At 69.1% G+C, this 18,399-nt stretch carries 18 protein-coding genes; 5 read left to right on the top strand and 13 right to left on the bottom strand.

The window, feature by feature from the left end; all coding sequences use genetic code 11:
• Positions 1 to 3: 3 nt before the first annotated feature.
• Positions 4 to 783, bottom strand: coding sequence for an IclR family transcriptional regulator (locus ACFJGU_RS00840; protein ID WP_382306807.1), 780 nt, complete (start codon positions 781 to 783; stop codon positions 4 to 6).
• 1 nt (position 784) lies between these two features.
• Positions 785 to 1,498 (bottom strand): alpha/beta fold hydrolase, encoded by a 714-nt coding sequence (locus tag ACFJGU_RS00835; RefSeq protein WP_382306805.1) that lies wholly within the window; start codon positions 1,496 to 1,498, stop codon positions 785 to 787.
• Positions 1,499 to 1,688: 190 nt separating this feature from the next.
• On the opposite strand from ACFJGU_RS00835, the gene ACFJGU_RS00830 reads away from it, so the two are divergent.
• From ACFJGU_RS00830 to ACFJGU_RS00820, 3 genes are read left to right on the top strand one after another with little or no spacing between them, the layout of a single operon-like run.
• Positions 1,689 to 2,756, top strand: coding sequence for a maleylacetate reductase (locus ACFJGU_RS00830; RefSeq protein ID WP_382306803.1), 1,068 nt, complete (start codon positions 1,689 to 1,691; stop codon positions 2,754 to 2,756).
• Positions 2,753 to 3,643 (top strand): dioxygenase, encoded by an 891-nt coding sequence (locus ACFJGU_RS00825; RefSeq protein WP_382306801.1) that lies wholly within the window; start codon positions 2,753 to 2,755, stop codon positions 3,641 to 3,643. Before ACFJGU_RS00830 ends, ACFJGU_RS00825 begins: the two co-directional genes overlap by 4 nt.
• Positions 3,644 to 3,691: 48 nt before the next feature.
• A complete protein-coding gene (locus ACFJGU_RS00820) occupies positions 3,692 to 4,504 on the top strand; it encodes an alpha/beta fold hydrolase (RefSeq protein ID WP_382306799.1) in 813 nt (270 codons plus the stop codon).
• Here the strand turns inward: ACFJGU_RS00820 and ACFJGU_RS00815 are convergent.
• The 7 genes from ACFJGU_RS00815 to ACFJGU_RS00785 all read right to left on the bottom strand — a co-directional run bounded on the left by ACFJGU_RS00815 (position 4,485) and on the right by ACFJGU_RS00785 (position 10,811).
• Complete coding sequence (locus ACFJGU_RS00815; protein WP_382306798.1) at positions 4,485 to 5,492, bottom strand: ABC transporter permease; 1,008 nt, start codon at positions 5,490 to 5,492, stop codon at positions 4,485 to 4,487. The two genes, ACFJGU_RS00820 and ACFJGU_RS00815, sit on opposite strands and share 20 nt — an antisense overlap.
• The gene (locus ACFJGU_RS00810; RefSeq protein ID WP_382306796.1) at positions 5,489 to 6,247 is read right to left on the bottom strand and encodes an ATP-binding cassette domain-containing protein; all 759 of its coding nucleotides are present in this window, start codon (positions 6,245 to 6,247) and stop codon (positions 5,489 to 5,491) included. The genes ACFJGU_RS00815 and ACFJGU_RS00810 overlap by 4 nt, the downstream gene beginning before the upstream one ends.
• Positions 6,248 to 6,252: 5 nt before the next feature.
• Positions 6,253 to 7,245 (bottom strand): sugar ABC transporter substrate-binding protein, encoded by a 993-nt coding sequence (locus tag ACFJGU_RS00805; RefSeq protein WP_382306794.1) that lies wholly within the window; start codon positions 7,243 to 7,245, stop codon positions 6,253 to 6,255.
• 110 nt (positions 7,246 to 7,355) lie between these two features.
• Positions 7,356 to 7,871, bottom strand: a complete 516-nt coding sequence (locus ACFJGU_RS00800) for a cupin domain-containing protein (RefSeq protein WP_382306793.1) — start codon at positions 7,869 to 7,871, stop codon at positions 7,356 to 7,358.
• Entirely contained in the window at positions 7,868 to 8,686 is an 819-nt protein-coding gene (locus ACFJGU_RS00795; protein WP_382306791.1) for an alpha/beta fold hydrolase, read from the bottom strand. Before ACFJGU_RS00795 ends, ACFJGU_RS00800 begins: the two co-directional genes overlap by 4 nt.
• 218 nt (positions 8,687 to 8,904) lie before the next feature.
• Positions 8,905 to 9,549, bottom strand: coding sequence for a nuclear transport factor 2 family protein (locus ACFJGU_RS00790; protein WP_382306790.1), 645 nt, complete (start codon positions 9,547 to 9,549; stop codon positions 8,905 to 8,907).
• A 179-nt stretch (positions 9,550 to 9,728) separates the two neighbouring features.
• On the bottom strand, positions 9,729 to 10,811 hold the full coding sequence (locus tag ACFJGU_RS00785) for a zinc-binding alcohol dehydrogenase family protein (protein ID WP_382306788.1): 1,083 nt from the start codon (positions 10,809 to 10,811) through the stop codon (positions 9,729 to 9,731).
• 121 nt (positions 10,812 to 10,932) lie between these two features.
• Between ACFJGU_RS00785 and ACFJGU_RS00780 the strand changes: the two genes are divergently transcribed.
• Positions 10,933 to 11,523 (top strand): TetR/AcrR family transcriptional regulator, encoded by a 591-nt coding sequence (locus ACFJGU_RS00780; RefSeq protein WP_382306786.1) that lies wholly within the window; start codon positions 10,933 to 10,935, stop codon positions 11,521 to 11,523.
• Here the strand turns inward: ACFJGU_RS00780 and ACFJGU_RS00775 are convergent.
• The 4 genes from ACFJGU_RS00775 to ACFJGU_RS00760 form a co-directional block, all read right to left on the bottom strand.
• Positions 11,520 to 12,551 (bottom strand): ABC transporter permease, encoded by a 1,032-nt coding sequence (locus ACFJGU_RS00775; RefSeq protein WP_382306784.1) that lies wholly within the window; start codon positions 12,549 to 12,551, stop codon positions 11,520 to 11,522. The two genes, ACFJGU_RS00780 and ACFJGU_RS00775, sit on opposite strands and share 4 nt — an antisense overlap.
• A complete protein-coding gene (locus ACFJGU_RS00770; protein WP_382306783.1) occupies positions 12,548 to 15,181 on the bottom strand; it encodes an ATP-binding cassette domain-containing protein in 2,634 nt (877 codons plus the stop codon). The genes ACFJGU_RS00775 and ACFJGU_RS00770 overlap by 4 nt, the downstream gene beginning before the upstream one ends.
• 246 nt (positions 15,182 to 15,427) lie before the next feature.
• Positions 15,428 to 16,150, bottom strand: a complete 723-nt coding sequence (locus ACFJGU_RS00765) for an SDR family NAD(P)-dependent oxidoreductase (RefSeq protein WP_382306781.1) — start codon at positions 16,148 to 16,150, stop codon at positions 15,428 to 15,430.
• Positions 16,147 to 17,301: an ABC transporter substrate-binding protein gene (locus ACFJGU_RS00760; protein WP_382306779.1), complete on the bottom strand. Its 1,155-nt coding sequence runs from the start codon at positions 17,299 to 17,301 to the stop codon at positions 16,147 to 16,149. Before ACFJGU_RS00760 ends, ACFJGU_RS00765 begins: the two co-directional genes overlap by 4 nt.
• 182 nt (positions 17,302 to 17,483) lie before the next feature.
• On the opposite strand from ACFJGU_RS00760, the gene ACFJGU_RS00755 reads away from it, so the two are divergent.
• Positions 17,484 to 18,398, top strand: a complete 915-nt coding sequence (locus ACFJGU_RS00755; RefSeq protein WP_382306777.1) for an alpha/beta hydrolase — start codon at positions 17,484 to 17,486, stop codon at positions 18,396 to 18,398.
• The last annotated feature ends 1 nt before the right edge of the window (position 18,399 follow it).

Below are 18,399 nucleotides of genomic sequence, written 5' to 3'. Positions count from 1 at the left end.
GCCTCAGGCGAGGGAGGCGATCGGCCAGTCGACCGGGCGGTGGCCGAGCCGTTGGGAGATGGTGAGCGCGGCGCTCCGCACGGCGGGGGCCAACCGCGGCAGGGCGGCGGGCGAAGCGGTGAGCACGCCGAGGGCGGCCACGAAGTCGCCGTTCACGTCGAAGATCGGAGCGGCGACGGATGCGGTGCCGATGGTCATCTCTTCGCGGCAGTACCCGACGTAGTCGTGGCGCATCCGCAGCAGCTCCCGCTCGAGTGCGGCGTGGTCGACGACGGTCATGGGGGTGAATCGCCGCAGAGGACGCCCGGCGATGAGAGTCTGCTCATCGGGGGTGAAGGCGAGGATGATCTTGCCCACCCCCGTGGCGTGCAACGGCAGCTTGCCCGCCACCTCGGTCACGTTGGCCGCCGAGCGGGTGCCGGAGACCTTCTCGACGCACACCGCGCGATGACCGTCGAGCACGACCAGTTGCACCGTCGTCGAGGTCGACTCGTGCAGGTTCTCCATGACCGGCCGGGCGACGTGCCGCAGGGTGCGCTGCCGGGGTGCGCGGGAACCGAGCTCCCACAAGCGCATGCCGATCTGGTAGGTGCCGTCGTCGTTGCGCTCCAGCGCTCCCGCCGCGAGCAACTCCCGGGTGAGGCGGAACGTCGTGGCGATGGGGATGCCGGCGGCCTGCGAGAGCTCGGTGAGCGTCATGGTCGCCGGACCGCGCTCGAACACGGAGAGCAGCGCGAACAGGCGGTCGGCCGTGCTGCGGCCGGGTTCGGACGACGCGGCCATGTCACCGTCCTCCCGTTCGCCACTCGTCGAGTTCGCGCAGGAAGCCGTCGGCATCCTCGCGGAAGTACGAATGCCCTGAGCCCGGCACACGTCGCACGGTCAGCCCGCGCTCGGCGAGCGTGAGTGCGTGCTCGGGGGTGATGAATCCGCTCGGATCGGCGGCCAGTACGAGCGAGGGCATCGTCGCGCGTTCGGGCGAGTAGTCGTATCCGCCGCCGCGCGCGAGCCCGGGAACGACGGCAGGGTCTGCGGCCTGCATGGACTCCCACCTCAGGCGCACATCACGTTCCGGCCAGCGGCTGCCGAGGTGGGTGCGCAGTTGCTCGGGTGAGGTCCACTCGAGCCAGCTCGACCACTCCTCGCGGAAGGCCGCATCCTGGGCCGCATCCATTCGCCAGGCGGGATCGAGGTAGACGGCCGCTCGGGGCCGGAGTGCCTCGGCGATCACCCCGAGCACGAGCCCACCCAGCGAATGGCCGATGGCGAGCTCGGGAGGTTCTTCGACGGTCTCGAGCACGTCCATGCTCCAGTCGACCACCGAGTAGCGACCGCGCCCGCTCCGACCGTGGCCGCGTAGGTCGGGGACGATCACGCGATAGCCGCGCTCCGCGAGTGCCGGGCCGATGCGGTACCACGACCCGCTGTCGCTGAACAGGCCGTGCACGAGCAGTGCCGTGCGATCTCCGGTGCCCCACGAACGGCTCTCCAGTTTCACCCTGCACCACTCCCGTCGACGTCGACCGTGCCGCGCGACCGTGGAAGGGGCGGGCCGCCGTCGAGCACGCTTCGAGCGTGGCACGAGCACCTCGGCACTCCCGTACCGCTTTCCACTGGTCGAAAGAATTGTATTTCGTTCACCGGAAACCTCGTAGCTGCACCCGCCCCTGACAGGGCAGACTCGGTCCGTGAACTCAGGGCTAGGGCGCTTCGACCACGTCACTCTTGCGCAGCGAGTGCTGTTCGGGAGCGGCGATGCCGCGCGGAATCTGTCGCTCGCCCTCGACGGCCTGGGCGCTCGGCGGGTCATGGTGCTCGGCGGAGGACATCGGAACGGGGCCATCGCCCAGGTTCTGGCTGACGTTCCGGTGGCCGTGCGCTTCGCCGACGTGGCGCAACATGTGCCCGCCGACCTGGTGAGCCGCGCCATCCGTGAAGCCGTCGCCGGTGACGTCGATTCACTGGTCGCCGTCGGCGGGGGATCGACGACAGGCCTGGCGAAGGCCATCGCCCTCGAGACGGGGCTTCCGATCGTCGCCGTGCCCACCACCTACGCCGGATCGGAGGCGACGGATGTCTGGGGGGTCACGACTGACGGACACAAGGCCACCGGCGTGTCGTCCCGGGTGCTCCCGCGCGCGGTGATCTACGACGCAACGCTCACGCTGTCCTTGCCGGTGGAGCTCTCGACCCGGTCCGGGCTGAATGCCGTGGCCCACTGCGTCGACTCGCTGTGGGCGCCGCGTGCAGATCCGATCAATCGCGCCTTGGCATTCGAGGCGCTGGCGGCACTCGACTCGGCCCTGCGCGGCATCGTCGTAGAGCCGAGTGGGCTCGGTGCGCGGGAGGAGGCGCTCTACGGTGGATACCTCGCCGCGGTCGCGTTCGCGTCGGCGGGCTCGGGGCTGCACCACAAGATCTGTCACACGCTCGGCGGGATGTTCGATCTCCCGCACGCGGCCACCCACGCGGTGGTGCTCCCGTACGTGGTGGCCTTCAACGAGCCGGCGGCTCCGGCGCTGGTGCGCCGCATCGGCACGGTGCTCGGGGCCGAGAGCGGTCAGGCTGCGCTCGACGCGCTGTGGAGCGCCGTCGATGCGCCGGCGAGTCTGCGCGAACTCGGCATGCCGGAGCGCGGGGTGCCGGAGGCCGCGCGACGGATCGTCGAGGCGGTGCCACCCGGCAACCCGCGAGCCGTTTCGGTGACCGACCTCGAGCGACTGCTGGCCGCGGCCTGGGCAGGGGAGGCCCGGTGAACGAGGAACGTGCGGCGAGCGAGCAGGAGGCGGTCGAGAACGACGTCGTCGCCCGGGTTCTCGCCTCGTTCGAGAACACGCCCGATGCGCGCCTCCGACTGGTGATGACATCGCTCGTGCGGCACCTGCACGCTTTCTTGAGGGAGGTGCGGCTGACCGAGACCGAGTGGGAGAGCGCGATCGCCTTCCTCACCGCTGCAGGGCACATCACCGACGACCGGCGGCAGGAGTTCATCCTGCTCTCGGACGTACTGGGCGCCTCCATGCAGACGGTGGCCATCAACAATCCGGTCTCTGGCGGCGCCACCCAGGCGACCGTGTTCGGCCCGTTCTTCGTCGACGACGCGCCGCACGTCGAGCGTGGCGGCGACATCGCCTTAGGGGCTGTCGGCGAGCCCGCCTGGGTCGAAGGCGTCGTCACCGATCTACGCGGGGATCCGGTCCCCGGCGCGCGCATCGAAGTGTGGGAAGCCGACGAAGACGGGCGGTACGACGTCCAGTACGCCGACGCGCGAGTCGGGGGACGCGGGTACCTGTATTCCGGCATCGACGGGCGATACGCCTTCTGGGGCCTCACGCCGACGCCGTACCCGATCCCGTTCGACGGGCCCGTCGGCGATCTGCTCACCGCGACGGCGCGATCGCCCTACCGCGCGCCACACCTGCACTTCATGGTCTCGGCGCCGGGGCTTCGCACCCTCATCACCCACATCTTCGTGCGTGGGGGCGAGTACCTCGACAGCGACAGCGTGTTCGGGGTCAAGGAATCCCTGATCACCGATTTCGTCGTCCAGGACGCCGGTACTCCCACCCCCGACGGCCGCGAGCTCGGGGGCCGCACCTGGTCGCGGGCGCGTTTCGACATCGTGCTCGCAGATTCCGAGTAGCGGAAGCCGCGTACCGACCGGACGACCGGCGCTGGCATGCTCGGAGCCATGCCGTTCCTGCACTCACGCGATCTCGACCTCTTCTACACGGATGACGGCCCCGCCGCGGGCCTTCCCGTGCTGCTGGTGCACGGCTGGGCCTGCGACTCCCACGACTGGTCGTTCCAGATTCCCGCGCTCGCCGAGACGCACCGCGTGATCGCGGTCGATCTGCGCGGGCACGGCAGCTCGACCTACCGGGGCGAGGAGATCACGCTCCGCGCGTTCGTGGCCGACCTGCTCGGGCTACTCGAGCAGCTCGACGTGGAGCGGGCCGTCATCGTCGGTCACTCGATGGGTGCCGTCATCGCCTCGATCGTCGCGGCGCGACATCCGGAACGCACGGCGGCGCTCGTGGTGATCGACCCGCCGTACGCCTTCGGTGCCGGCGACGCGGCAGCCAACCTCGATTTCGCGGCGCGCATCGGTCCCGGCAACGCGACACGGCTCGCCGCAGAGCGTCTCCGGGGTGCGGAGGGCCCCGCCACGCCGGCCGCGCTCATCACCTACCACCAGCGCCGCATCGAGTCCGTCGATCCTCGGGTGCTCGCCGCAGCGGTGCACGACGTCCACGGAAGCCTCGACTCGGTCGTCAACAGCCCGCAGACCGAGCAGCTCGTCGCCCGGCGCCGATCGCCCGTGCTCGCCGCCTCGACCTCGGAGGAGGGTGCGGCGTGGGAGCGAGCGCGCTTCAGCTCGGAGACGAGCGTCGCGCTCGCGTTCGAGGGAGCCGGACACTGGTTGCACCAAGAGCGCCCGGCAGAATTCAACCGGGCGCTCCTGGACTTCATCGGAACGCTGTCTAGCTCCGCCCGACTTTGAACGCTCGCCGGCGACGCCACCCGTCACTCGCGACGGCCGATGCGAGGATCACGCCGATGACGATGTTCTGATAGAGCGGATTGACTCCGGCCACGGTGAGTCCGTTCTGGATCGCGGCGAAGAGCAGGGCGCCGAGCGCTGTGCCGGCGATCGTGCCGATTCCGCCGAACAGGCTCGTTCCCCCGATCAGAACGGCGGAGATCGCCGCGAACGTGAGGTTCGTGCCTCCGATCCCCGGGTCGGCGGTGCCCGTGCGCGCCGTGTAGAGGATGCCGGCGAGTGCGGCGACCCCGCCACTGATGGCGTACGCGACCACTTTGAGCCGCACGACCGGCACGCCGTTGGAGAGCGCGGACCGTTCGTTTCCACCGATGGCCTTGAGGTCGTAGCCCAGCTTCGTGTGCGCGAGGAGCACGTGGGCCACCACCCCGATGACGGCGGCGTACACGACCAGCAGCGGGATGCTGCCGACGGAGGACTGCCCGAGCGCCGCGAACTCCGGCGGAAGCGAACTGATCGGGTTGCCACTCGTCGCGACGAGGGTCAACCCGGTGACGGCGTAGAGGGTGCTGATGGTCGCGATGATGGGCGGGATCTTGACCAGGATGATCAGCGCCGCGTTGACGGCGCCCGCCAGCACGCCGGCCGCGAGGCCGACCGCGATGCCCACCGGCCACGGCACTCCGGCCTGCATGACCGCCGCCGCGGTGATGCCGCCGAGGGTGAACACCGCCCCTACCGACATGTCGATCCCGCCGCTCGTGAACACGAGGGTGAGCCCGACTCCGAGCACGAAGGTCGTGACCGCTCCGCGCACCAGCGAGATGAGGTTGTTCTCCGTGAGGAAGATCGGATTCTGGATCTGCACCACCACGGCGACCACGACGATGACGCCCACGAGCACCATCACCTGGCTGGTGTGGATGCTCGTCCAGACGCGGCCGAGTGCGCTCCCCCTCGCGGAGACGGGCGGTGCGCTGGCGCTCACGCGGCCAACCCCGCCGCCGGCACGTCACGGGTGCCTGTGATGAGCCCGACGAGGTCGTCCCGACTGAGATCGGACACCGGCCAGGCGCCACGACTCCGGCCCAGGCGCATCACCTGAACCCGGTCGGCGATGCGCAGCACGAGCTCGAGGTCGTGGCTCACGATGACCACGGCCTTGCCTTGGTCGCGCAACGCCTCGATCAGTTCGGCGACAAGTGCGGTCTCGCGCACCCCCAGGGCCGCCGTCGGCTCGTCCATCAGGATCATCGGCGCGCCGCTCCGCAACGCACGAGCGATCGCGACCATCTGGCGTTGGCCGCCCGAGAGCATCCCGACCTGAACCGTGACGTCGGGCACCGTAGCATTGACGCTCTTCAGGAAGGTCGTGGCTTCGCGTCGCATGCGCCTGCGGTCGACGATGCCGAAGCGGGTGGGAGTCTGCCCGATGAACATGTTCGTCGCGACGTCGAGGCATTCCACGAGCGCCAGGTCCTGAGTGACGGCTCCGATGCCCGCGCGCGCGGCGTCGGCCGGGTCGTGGAATTCGATCGGTTCGCCGTTCACCGCGATCGTGCCGCTGGACGGTTTGAGGAGACCCAGCATGACGCTCATCAGAGTGGACTTGCCGGCGCCATTGTCGCCGACGATGGCGAGCACCTCGCCGAGCTCCACATCGAGTGCGACATCCTGAAGCGCTGCGATGTGGCCGAAGTCCTTGCTGATGCTGCGCAGTGAGAGGAAGGGGGTGGACGTCATCCGGGTCACCCCCAGACCGCGGTGTCGAGGTCGCGCCAGTCGGACTTCTCCACCCACTTGAGGTCGACCGGGTAGTCGCCCGTGACCTCCTCGCCGTTCTGGAGCGCGACGAAGGCGTCGACGGTGTCGATACCGACCTGGCAGAGGTTCTGCACCGCGATGGCGTCGGCGGTTCCGTCGTCGAGCGCGGCCTGCGTGGACTCGTCGAGGCTGATCCCGATCGCGGTGGTCTTACCCACCAGCGACTGCTCTTTGATGGCCGTGGAGACTCCAGCGATCTGGCCGGGGTTGTTCGTCACGATGACGGTGATCTCCGGATGCGCGCTCAGCATCCCGCTGACCAGATCGGCGTCCTTCGTGGGATCGCCGTTGTCGAGCACCGTCTGCACGATCTCGACCGACGAGTCGTCGGCGAGGGTGGCGGCGAGTTCGTCGTTGAAGATCTTCGACGTGCCGGTCTCGCTGATCGACAGCAGACCGACCTTCTTCTCGCCCGGCATGGCGCTGATCCGTTCCGCGACGAGGCGCGCATAGGCCGGGATGTCGATGCCTGCATCGAAATTGCGGTCGACGATCGCGGCACCGGACTCGAGGGAGCCGATGAAGATGCCCGCATCGCGCGCCTGCTTGATGATCGGAGCGAGGGTGTCGGCACCGCCGGAATGGTTCACGGCGATGGCGCCGACGCCGAGAGCCACCTGCTGCTGCAGGAGCTCGACGGTGGCCGCGACGTCGTAGGCGGTGCCCGACGTGCCGACGACGTCGGCCGTCACCCCTTTCGCCTCGGCCTCGGACTCGAAGCAATCGGCGATGGACTGCCATGCGGGGGAGCCGGGAGCGGGGTTGATGAGCACGATCGCGTCGGCGCTGCCCGTCGCGTCCGCGCCGGCGCCCGGGCTCGAACACGCTGTCATGGTGAGCAGCGCTGTCGCGATGCCCACGAGCGCGGCGGCGCGGCGCCTGCGTGCGGGGAGTCGGGTCAGGAGTGCATTCGTCATTGAATCTACCTCGGTGCGTTCGGGAGCAGGATGCTCTGTGGTCGGGTGCAGACACGCTCCCACCCCCACCCACGACCCGGGGTGATGACTTTTCGTTGAGTGGAGTCGGATCAGGAACGCGGTTGGCCGGTGATGACGACCGCGAGCAGAGCGGGCGTCGTTCCGGGGTTGTACCAGCGGTGACGGGCGCCGTTCTGGACGAACGCGTCGCCGGTCTCGAGAACGGCCTCCGTGCCGTTGCCGAGCACCATCGTCACCTGCCCCGACGCGACGTACCCGAAGTCGACGGTGTCGGTGCGCTCGAGGCCGTTCTCGTCGTAGTTGGAGAACAGGCCCGGGAAGATCTGTTCCGCCTCGTCCCAGTGCTCAGGGGTCACGACGGCCGTGGGCGTGGTGCTCTCGGGGTCGATGCGGAGCAGGAAGAAGCGGTACCCACCGGCCGGCGGGAAGAACCATTTCTCTCGCTGCCGAGATCCGTCGTTGGGGAGCGGTATCGGACCGTCCGACGCGTCGAGCGGGGTGTTGCCGAACTGCGGGAAGCCGCTCGCCACCAGTTCGGTGGGAACGTCCTCCCGCACGATGGCGGACTCGCCCGTGCTGGTCTCTCCGGTGATGACGATCTTCATTGCTCGCTCCGTTCGGTCGGGTGCTCGAGGGTGAGGCGCCGTACCCAGCTGTCCAGGTCGGCGAGGAATCGGTCGGGATGCTCCTGATGCGGCCAGTGCCCGCTGCGGTAGTCGAGCACGAGGTCATCCGGCCGCGTCGCGAAGCGCCGTCCGATCGCCGCACGGTCGGCGTCGCGGTAGATCGCCAGCAGGGGGAGCGTGCGGCGCGCGAGGAAGGTCTCGGTGTCCGTGGCGAAATGCCAGCTCGATTCGCCGAGGTTGAAGGCGATGAACATCTCGCGGGCCGCATCGGGCCGTGCCCGCATGGCGAGGTCGCGGTGCCGCCGGGCGAGCGTCGCGGGTTCGGCGATCGCGGCGAAGTAGCGGGCCACGACGTCGTTCGGTGCGTGCTCCCGGAGTTCGCGTCCGACCTCGGCGACGGCCGCCCGGCGCCCATCCGGTACGCCGTAGGCCGGGTCGACCGTGACGGCCAGGCGCGCGAGTCCGGGCCGGTCGACGGCGAGCTGCATGACGACCTCGCTCCCGGCCGAGTGCCCGACGAGCAGCACATCGGCGAGACCGAGGCGATCGAGGACGCGACCGACGTCGGCTGCCATCGTGGGCGCATCGTAGGCCGCGCCGTCGGGTGAGTCGCCGTGACCGCGCAGGTCGACGACCACCACCCGAGCGTGCGCGCGGAGTTCGGGAACGAACTCGGCCCAGTCGCTCGAGTCGCAGCTCCAGCCGTGCACGAGCACGGCCGCCGAAACCGGCCAATCCGCTCCCGGAAGGGCGGGATGATCGTGAATGTGGAGGACTACCCGATCGTCGCTCATCGCGGTACCTCCCTCGTCATCGAGTCTGCTCCGATCGTCCCGATCCCTCCGACCGTGCCGCGCTGAGCGTCCTGGCCGATCCGTTCGGCCTCGATCACCAGTGTTCTGCGTTCCCGCCGGAATGGGCGTCGGTTGTGTCGAAATCGGCCGGGGGAGAAGCGGTGGTGAGGAGGCTCGGATGCAGAAAGCCGGTCACTCGCAGGATTCCGGCCGGCGCGTCACGCGGAGTCCCCCAGGCGATGGCCGGGCTGCTCCGACCCGGCGAGCCATCCCGAGCCCTCATGGCGCAACAGGTCGACGGCGTCGCCCTGGAGCCCCGGAAGTCCGCGGAGCACCGTCATGCCGTTGTTCTCCTGCAGGTAGCCGAGGTGCCGATAGCCGCGCGGATAGCTCGCCAGGAGGTCGCGGTCGAGGTGGATGGTCGTGCCGGGGTCGACGATGTCGATACGGTCGGACTCGTAGACGGGTTGGCGGCGCACGATCCCCCAACGCCCGTCGCGCAACTCGAGGAAGTCGTAGAAGCGACCGGTGCAGGTGACGTCGACTTCGACGCCGTCGAGGTGGGCCCGCTGCTCGATCTTCATCTTCGTCTCGGCGATCGCCCGGTGGCCGCTGATCGCGCTCGTGTGGCCGCCGAGGAAGTGCAGGATCTGGGTGCCGTTCTCGAATCCTCGCCGGCTGGCAGCGATGAAGTCGAGGTACGGTCCCTGGAACCAGGTCGCGGTCATCCAGCCGTCGCTGTGCCACACCGCCTCGAACTCCTCCCAGCGACCGGCGTCGCGCAGCAGCACCCAGTCCTCGATCACGGCGCGGATCGCGAGCCGTTGCGTCAGTTCGTTCGTGTCGTCCAAGATCACCGTCATTCCGACACCCTCCCCCGACCCGCGTCTGCGCCGGCGTGGGTCCTTCCGATCACCGGAACGTCGACTGCTGTTTCGAGGTGTCGCCCGGTCGATGCCAGGTTCCGTCGTCGACGAGGGTCCGATCACGTCGACCACGACGGTGTCGATCGGAGCGGAGTCGAATGGTCGCCCCGGCCCCGTCACACCGTGACGACGAGCTTGCTGGCGTGCACGCCCTGCCGCAGCCGAGCCAGCGCCGCGGGGATGTCGTCGAGTCCGTGGCCGACGACGACGGGTTCCGGCGCGGGTCGGTAGCGCCCGTCGGTGAGCGCGTCCTGCAGGAAGTCACGCCAGATCGCCGGTCCGACCGAGGTGTCTTTCGGGGTGGCGCCCCAGATCGCTGTCACCGCGACGCCGCGGCGTCGAGCCAGGGCGGCGCGCAATGCGGTGACGGGAGTGGGATGAGCGGATGCGACGCGTCGCGTTCCCGTGACGGCGGGCGAGCCGTTCACCGCGACGGCGTCCGGTAGGGAGCCGCTTGCGACGGCGAGGGTGCCGGCTAGTGGACGACCGCCGAGCTCGTCGACGATCCGCGAGACCAGGCGGGGAGCGTGGTAGTCGAGCACGCTGGACGCTCCCAGGGTCGTGAGCGCTTCGGCATTCGCCGGGGAGGAGGTCGCCATCACCCGATAGCCGGCGTTGCGTGCGAGCTGGATCGCATTCATCCCCACGCTCGTGGCACCACCGAAGACCAGCACGGTCTCGGCGCGCTCCGGTGGCGTGTGTCGAGGGAGTTCGAGGGCGAGCTGGTCGTGCTCGAAGAGTCCGGCCGCGGCGGTGGTGAGAGCGAGCGGCAGCACGCATGCCTGCTCGAAGGACACGGTGTCCGGGATGCGCGAACACAGATGCTCCATCAGCGTCACGTGAGTCTGGAACGCGCCTTCGGCGGGGGTGTTCCTGCTCTTCTCGATGCCGACCGCGTAGCCGACGACGCGATCGCCGGGAGCGAAGTCGGTGACTCCGGCACCGACGGCGGTGATCTCTCCGGCCACGTCCGAACCCAGGACGGCGGGGAAGCGGAGCCACGGGAGGACCACTCGTCGAGCGATGCCGTTCATGGCGTCGATCGGGTTCAGCGCGACCGCTCGAACTTTCACGACGAGCTCGGTCGGTCCGGGAATGCGCACGGGGGCGGGCCCGGCGTGGAGTCCTCCACGAGACGACGTCAGCCACAGTGCACTGCCCTGCTCGACTGCTGGGGGGAATCCGCTGGGGGCGCCCATCGGGTCATTCGGGCGATCTGTAGACGGCATGACACTCCTTGTCGACCCGGCGCATCCGATGACACGCCGTGTCGTCACAGTGTGAGTGATGACACGGCGTGTTGTCAACTAGAGTGGTGCCATGACCAGGTGGGCTCCCGGCGCGGAGGCACGACTGCACGACGCTGCACTCGAACTGTTCCTCGAGAACGGATTCGCCGCGACGACGGTGCCGCAGATCGCCGAACGCGCCGGGCTCACCACCCGGAGCTTCTTCCGCTATTTCAGCGATAAACGCGAGGTGCTCTTCTCCGGCGAGGAGGAACTCCCGGCAATCGTCGCCCGCATGTTCGCCGACGCCGACGCCGATCTGAGTCCGCTGGACGTCGCCCGTCAGGGTTTCCGTACCATCGTCTTCCCTCGGCTGGTGGAGTTCCGCGACGAGCTCGTCGTGCGCCGTCAGATCGTCAAGTCGGATCCGGGGCTTCAGGAGCGCGAACTCCGGAAACTCGCCATCCTGCACGAAGCGGCGACGACCGCGTTGATGCATCGCGGCCTGTCGCGGCTGGATGCCGAGATCGCGGGGCGGATGGCGGTGACCGTGTACGACGTCACCGTCGAGTCCTGGCTCGCAGACGACGCCCGCGGTTCTCTGGACGACCTTCTCGAGACGGTGCTCGATGCGGTCGGCCGGACAGCGACATCCCGCGATCCGCGCCGGAAGGGCAGCTAGGCCCCGCGGCGCGCCCTTCGGCGGCGGAGAAGGCCGGGCACCAGTTCCCGCAGCAGCACCACGCCGATGAGCACCGCCGCCTGCGCGATGAGCTGCAGGGCGTCCTGCCAGCCGACCGAGCGGAGAAGCTGCCCGAGCTGGGTGAGGAAAAGTGCCGCGATCCCGGTCGACACCACGCTCGCGAGCCCACCGGTGAGCGCCGTGCCGCCGAGCACGACCGCCGCCACCGAGGGCAGCAGGTAGGAGTCGCCGAGGAAGAGTGCCGGCGTCTTGGTGTACCCCGCGAGCAGCACGCCTCCCGCGCCGTAGCAGAGGCCCGCGAACGCGTAGGCGAACATTTGGTAGGCATTGACGCGGATGCCCAGAGCCGCCGCCGCCCGCTCGCTCACGCCGACCGCGGTGAGCCGCTTGCCGATGATCGAGCGCTGCGTGACGAGCCCGGCGATCACCACGATCACCACGGCGATGAGCAGGGTGTTCGGGATGCCCAGGGTGCGGTCGAGCGCGAAGCCGTTGAGTGCCGCGGGTGCCCCCGAGGGCGTGCCGTCGGCGATGAAGAACACCGTGCCGAGCAGCACCGCGTTCATGCCGAGCGTCACGACCAGCGGCATCACTCGGAAGTAGGTCACCAGGATGCCGTTCACGAGCCCGACGATTCCCGGGCCGACGATGCCCGCGATCACCGCGGCCCAGAGCGGCCAGCCGTAGTTCTGCGGGAGGCCGGTCGACAGCACCGCGGCGAGGGCGATCATCCCGGGAACCGAGAGATCGAGGCCGCGCTGCTGCACCACCAGGGTCTGCCCGGCGGCCACGATGGCCAGGACGGAGGCGAAGGGGAGCATGCTGAGCAGGGGCGCCGCTCCGAGGCTGCCGGGCGCGATGATCGGCGAGAGCGCGAAGAGCAGCGCGGTGGCGACGACGATGCCCACCCAGCTGCCGGAGAGCATCCGGCGCCAGGTCGACTCGACGGCGTCGGGGGCCGGGGTCGTCGTGGGCGTGTCGGTCGGGCTGATGGTGGGCGTGGTCATGACGCGCTCCCTTCGGAGGAGATGGGCGAGGCGATCGGCGTGCGGGGCTCCCGCGGTATCCCCGCGATGGCCCGCTTGCGCCGTCGGGTGCGCCGCAGCTGCGCGTAGAGCACGGCCGCGGCCAGCGTGATGAGACCGGGCAGCCAGTACGACCAGGCCTGCGAGAGACCGAGGAACGGCGACACGTTCAGCACCTGCTGCACCAGGAACGCGGCGGCGAGGATGCCGATGAACGACCCGCGCCCGCCGAAGATCGATGCCCCCGCGAGCACGACGACCGTGACCGACGAGAGGGTGTACGAGAGGGAGGGCCGGCCGTCGCCGATGCCGATCTGAGCCATCATGATGACCGCCGCGGGAAGCACCAGGAAGGAGCAGAGAACGTAGGAGAAGAACTGGGTGCGCTTGACCTTGATGCCGAGGCGCCCGGCCGCGTCGATCCGCGAGCCGACGCCGCGGAGCTCGACGCCCCAGCGCGTGCGCCGCAGCGCGAACTCGAGCACGAGGAGCACGACGACGGCCACGATGGTCACGATCGGCACGATGCCGATCCGGGCCTGGATCTGGTCGGCGATCGGCCCGAAGATGATGCCGCCGGGGGTCGAGCGGAGCGCGAGGTAGATGCCCTGCAAGGCCATGTAGGTCGCCAGGGTCACCACGACCGGATTGATGGAGAACCTCGTGACCAGGAAGCCGTTGATCACCCCTGTGGCGATCGCCCCCGCCACCATCAGGCCGAGACCGACGTAGAGATTGCCGCCGTCGACGATCCAATACGACGCGAGCACCACTAGGAAGCCCATCAGGGGGCCGACCGACAGGTCGAACCCGGAGCCGAGCACCACCACCTGCTGCGCCGCGCCCACGAAGAGCAGCGGTGCGGCCATGAACAGCAGGTTGTTGATGTTGAAGGCGCCGAGGTAGGCCGGGTTGGTCGCGGCGACCACCACGCCGAGCAGCAGGAAGATTGCTCCCAGCACGGCGGCGGGGGACTGGTCGCCGCGCATCCAGCGGCGCAGCTTCACACCGCGGGCCGACTTGTCGGCATCCGTGCGCTCACGCACCGTGGTGGAGGTGAGGGCGGCACGCGCGATGGCGGCCTCGGACACCTCATCGCCCACGAGTTCCTGCACCACGGCGCCGCGAGACATGATGAGCACGCGGTCGCAGAGCCCTTCGAGTTCCACGCCGTCGGAGGAGAGGATGACCACGGCGGCGCCGGCATCCGCCGCGTCCCGGAGGATGCGGTAGATGTCGACCCGCGCGCCGGCGTCGACGCCCTGCGTGGGCTCCTCGGCCAGGAGCACGGTCGGCTTCGAGAGCAGGGTGCGCGCCAGCACGACCTTCTGCTGGTTGCCGCCCGAGAGCGAGGAGATGGGGGTGCGCGGCGACGGGGTCTTGATGGCGAGCCGCTTGATCTGCTCGACCGCCGTCTGGAAGATGCGGCGCTCGCTCACCATCCCGCCGCGCGAGACCTGCGGAAGCGTCTTCGCCGAGATGTTGTCGCCCACAGAGAGCGGCAGGAACACGCCCTCGCCGTGCCGGTCGGCCGGCACGTAGACCACTCCGGCTGCGGAGGCCGCGGCATTGGAACCGTTCGAGATCGCCGTGCCGCCCACCGCGATCGTGCCGGTGGTGGGCTCGAGGCCCGCGAGGGCCCGGATCAGCTGGGTCTGACCATTGCCCTGCACGCCGGCGAGACCCACGATCTCGCCCGCCTTGACGGCGAAGGTGATGTCGTGGAACTCGTCGCTGTGCAACTCGGTGACCGTGAGCCGATCCTGCGTCCCCACCGACCCGGTCGCGCTGCCTTTGTCGGGGAAGACGGTTTCGAGCTTGCGCCCGATGACACGCTCCACGATCTGCGACTCGTCGACCTCGTCGGCGTCGAAGGTGCCGCGCACCTGGCCGTCGCGGAGCACCGTGATGCGGTCGGCGATCTGCTTGACCTCGGGGATGCGGTGCGAGATGTAGACCACGGCGGTGCCACCGGCCACGAGCTCCCGCACCTTGCGGAACAGCTTCTGCACTTCCTCGAGCGAGAGGTGCTCGGTGGGCTCGTCGAGGATGAGCACCTTCGGATCGAGCGCGAGCGCCTTCGCGATCTCCACGATGAAGCGCTGCTCGACCGATAGGTCGATCACCCGCGTCTTCGCGTCGATCCCCATCTCCCAGCCGTCGAGCTGGCGCTGCGACCACTTCACCGCCCGACCGAGACCGCCCACCCGCTTGTACCCGACGCCCACGGCCATGTTCTCGGCCACGGTGAGATCCGGCAGCAACGCCGGGTCTTGCCGCACGATGCCGAGTCCGAGCTCGCGCGCCTCGTCGGGCGACGCGCTGGTGAGCGTCGTACCGCCGATCTGCACCGTGCCCTCGTTCGGTGCGAGGGCTCCGGATGCCACGGCCATCAGCGTCGACTTGCCCGCACCGTTTTCGCCCACCAGGGCGTGCACCTCACCGGCGAGCACGTCGAGCGTGACGTCGGTGAGGGCGCGCACACCCGGGAAGGTCTTGACGATGCCGTCGAGTCTCAGCACGGCAGGCCCGAAACTGCGCTGCGCCGGCACATCGACGGTAGCGGTGTCGCCGGGAACGAGGGCGACGTCGTACAGATCGGAGTTCGTCATCTCGGCATCTCCTTAGGGGTAGTGGGTGTGTGCTGTCGGGGATAGGGGTGAATGGGCGGAGCAGGTGGGAACGAGACTGCAGGGCAACGGGCCTTTATCGACGACCCAGGGTGAGCGTGTGGCCGAGGGGTGCGACCGAAGGCCGCGCCCCTCGACCGCACGCGAACATGTCGCGCGGCGCCGGGCGAGGACCGGCGCCGCCCGGGCAGCCCGAGCGAAGCCCGGGCCGCCCGGCAGCCAGCACAGCTACTGCGCCAGATACCCACCGTCGATCACGAGTTCCGACCCCGTCACGAAGCTCGCCTCGTCGGAGGCGAGGAACACCAGCCCGGCCGCGATCTCGCTCGGCTTGCCCGCCCGTCCCATGGGCGTCATCGACACGACGTACTCGTTGATCTCCGGCGCCTGCGCGTCGGTGAGCGGCGTCTCGATGAAGCCGGGATGCACCGAGTTCACCCGCACGTTCTCCTTGGCGTAGGTGATGGCGGCGCTCTTGGACATGTTGCGCACCGCGCCTTTGGTGGCGTGGTAGGCGTGGGCACCGGAGACGGCGACCGAACCCCAGATCGACGAGATGTTGATGATCGACCCGCCGCCCTGCGCGATCATGTGCGGGATGACCTCGCGCATGCCGAGCCAGGTGCCGGTCTGGTTCACCGCGATGACGGTGTTCCAGTCGTCGAGCGTCAGGTCGTGCAACGTCTCGTAGGCGATGATGCCGGCGTTGTTCGCCAGCACGTCCACGTGCCCGTGGGCGTCGATGGTCTCGGCCACCACGCGCTTCCAGTCCTCCTCCTTCGCCACGTCGAGCTGCTGGTAGTGCACCCCGTCGGGAAAGGTGGTGTCGGAGGAGGCGCGCCCGGTCGCGATGACCGTGGCGCCCTCCTCCGCGAAGGCCTCGGCGATGGAGCGGCCGATCCCGCGCCCGGCGCCGGTCACGATCGCGACCTTGCCGTCGAGCCGGTTCACTGGAAGAGCTTCTTCAGCGAGTCGATGCTGAGGCCTGACGAGAGGATCGCGTCGGGCGGCAGGTCGGCCTCGCACTTGGGCTGCAGGTCGGGGTTCGTCGAGTCCTCGATGATCTCGAGGTTGTAGGTCGACGGCTCGTCGTTCGGCAGACCGTTGGCGGCGGCCAGGCCCTTGTGCAGAGCGGCGGCGACGACCCAGTTGCGGGAGGACTCGGTGGCGATCTGGTAGGTCGGCTGCGCGTCCTTGTACTGGTACCAGAGGCACGCGAACTCGTTGGAGTCGTTGGCCGACCAGACGGGCAGCGGCTTGCCGGCGGCTTCGAAGGCGCGGATGCCGCCCACCGAACCTCCGCCGTAGTCGGCCACGATGCCGTTGATGTCGCCGTACTTGGTGATGAGACCGGCGACCACCTGCTGCGTCTTGCCGGGCTCCCAGTCGGTCGCGACCGGGCCGTCCTCGTTGAGCAGCGTGATGTCCGGGTTCTCCTTGACGGCCTCCATCACGCCGTCGAACACGGCCTGCGAGTAGGAGTTGCCGGCGATGCCGCCGAGCATGACGAGGTTGCCCTTGCCGCCCATCTGGCCGATGGTCCACTCGGCGAGGTTCTTGCCGTAGGTGTTGATGTCCTCGGAGACGAAGTCGACGTAGTCGGTGCCGGGCGTGCCGCCGGGCGAGCCGACGAAGGGAACGACCTTGACACCTGCCTCGGTGGCCTTCTTGATCGTGGGCAGCAGCGCCTCGCCGCCGTCGACGAAGGTGACGATCACGTCGACGCCCTGCGCGACCAGCGAGTTGATGTCGCTGATGGCCTTCTGGGTGTCACCCTGCGCATCCGTGTAGAGCACCTTCGTGATGTTCGGGCACTTCGCGGCCTCTTCCTCGAAGATGGCCCGCGTGATCTTGCGCCAGGAGTTGCCGCCGAACCCGTCGGCGAGGGCGACGGTGAGATCCTTGTCGCCGCAGAAGTTGCTGATGTCCTGGATGTCGCCCTGCACGCCGACCGTGCCGACGGTGACCTCGGAGGCGGTGCCGGCCGAGTCGGAGGCGCTGGCGTCCTCTCCGGCCGACGACAGGGAACCGGTGGAACAACCGGCGAGGGCGAGCAATGCCACCGCGCCGATCGCGATCAAGGGGATTTTCTTGGTGTACATGAGATGGGTCCTCGTTTCTCTTCGCTGAGTGGCGGACGCCTGCGTTTCTAGAAGTCTCAGCGCTGCCCGGATGCCGTTTCGCATCACCCTGAGACAGCGGTGCGTCATTTTGCGACAAGCGGTTCGGGAGCCGATCCGCGCGGTCATCCTGGTGTCATTCCCCGACGATGAGGAGAGATTGCATGTCCGCGAATCAGCCCACCGACCTGCTCGGCCGGATCTATGCCGAGTGGACCGTGGAGTTCGAGGCCAACCCGGAGATGTCGCTGCAGTTGCTGCGCTGGGTCTTCGAGGACTGGCAGCGCGCCACGACCGAACCCGAGGGCGTGACGTACCAGACCACCTCGATCGGCGGAGTCCCCGGCATCCGGGTGACGCCGGTCGACGCCGATCCGGCGCAGATCCTGCTCGTGCTGCACGGCGGCGGGTTCGCGCTCGGCTCCTCCTCGAGCCACCGCAAACTGGCTGGTCACCTCGCCAAGGCCTGCGGGGCCACCGCTTTCGTGCTCGACTTCCGGCTCGCGCCCGAGCACCCCTATCCGGCCCAGATCGAGGACACCCTGGCGGTGTACCACGCGCTGCTCGACGACGGCTTCTCGCCGGCCGACATCACCTTCGTCGGCGACAGCGCCGGAGCGAGCATCGCCATCGCGAGCGTGCTGCGGCTGCGGGATGACGGCGAGCCGCTGCCCGCGCAGGTGGCCACCATGTCGCCCTGGCTCGACATGGAGAACTCCGGCACCACGATCGAGACCAACGACGACACCGACTTCCTCATCGCACGAGAAGGCCTGCAGGGGAACATCGACCGCTACCTCTCCGGCGGAGCCTCGCCGACGCATCCGCTGGTCAACCCGCTGTATGCGGACTTCACCGGCTTCCCGCCGCTGTACATCGTGGCCAGCGACGCCGAGTCGCTCTTCCACGACGCCCAGCGACTGGATGCGCTCGCTCGCGCCGCCGGGGTCGACGTCACCTTCTCCGTCGGCGAGGGGATGCAGCACGTCTACCCGTTGCAGGCGGGGAACCTGCCCGAGGCCGATCAGGCCATCACCGATCTCGCCGCCTGGTACACGAACAACCGAAAGGACATCTGAC

It is taken from the genome of Herbiconiux sp. UC225_62 (assembly GCF_042694625.1).
GTDB lineage: Bacteria > Actinomycetota > Actinomycetes > Actinomycetales > Microbacteriaceae > Herbiconiux.
This window is presented reverse-complemented; position numbering and strand designations above follow the sequence as displayed.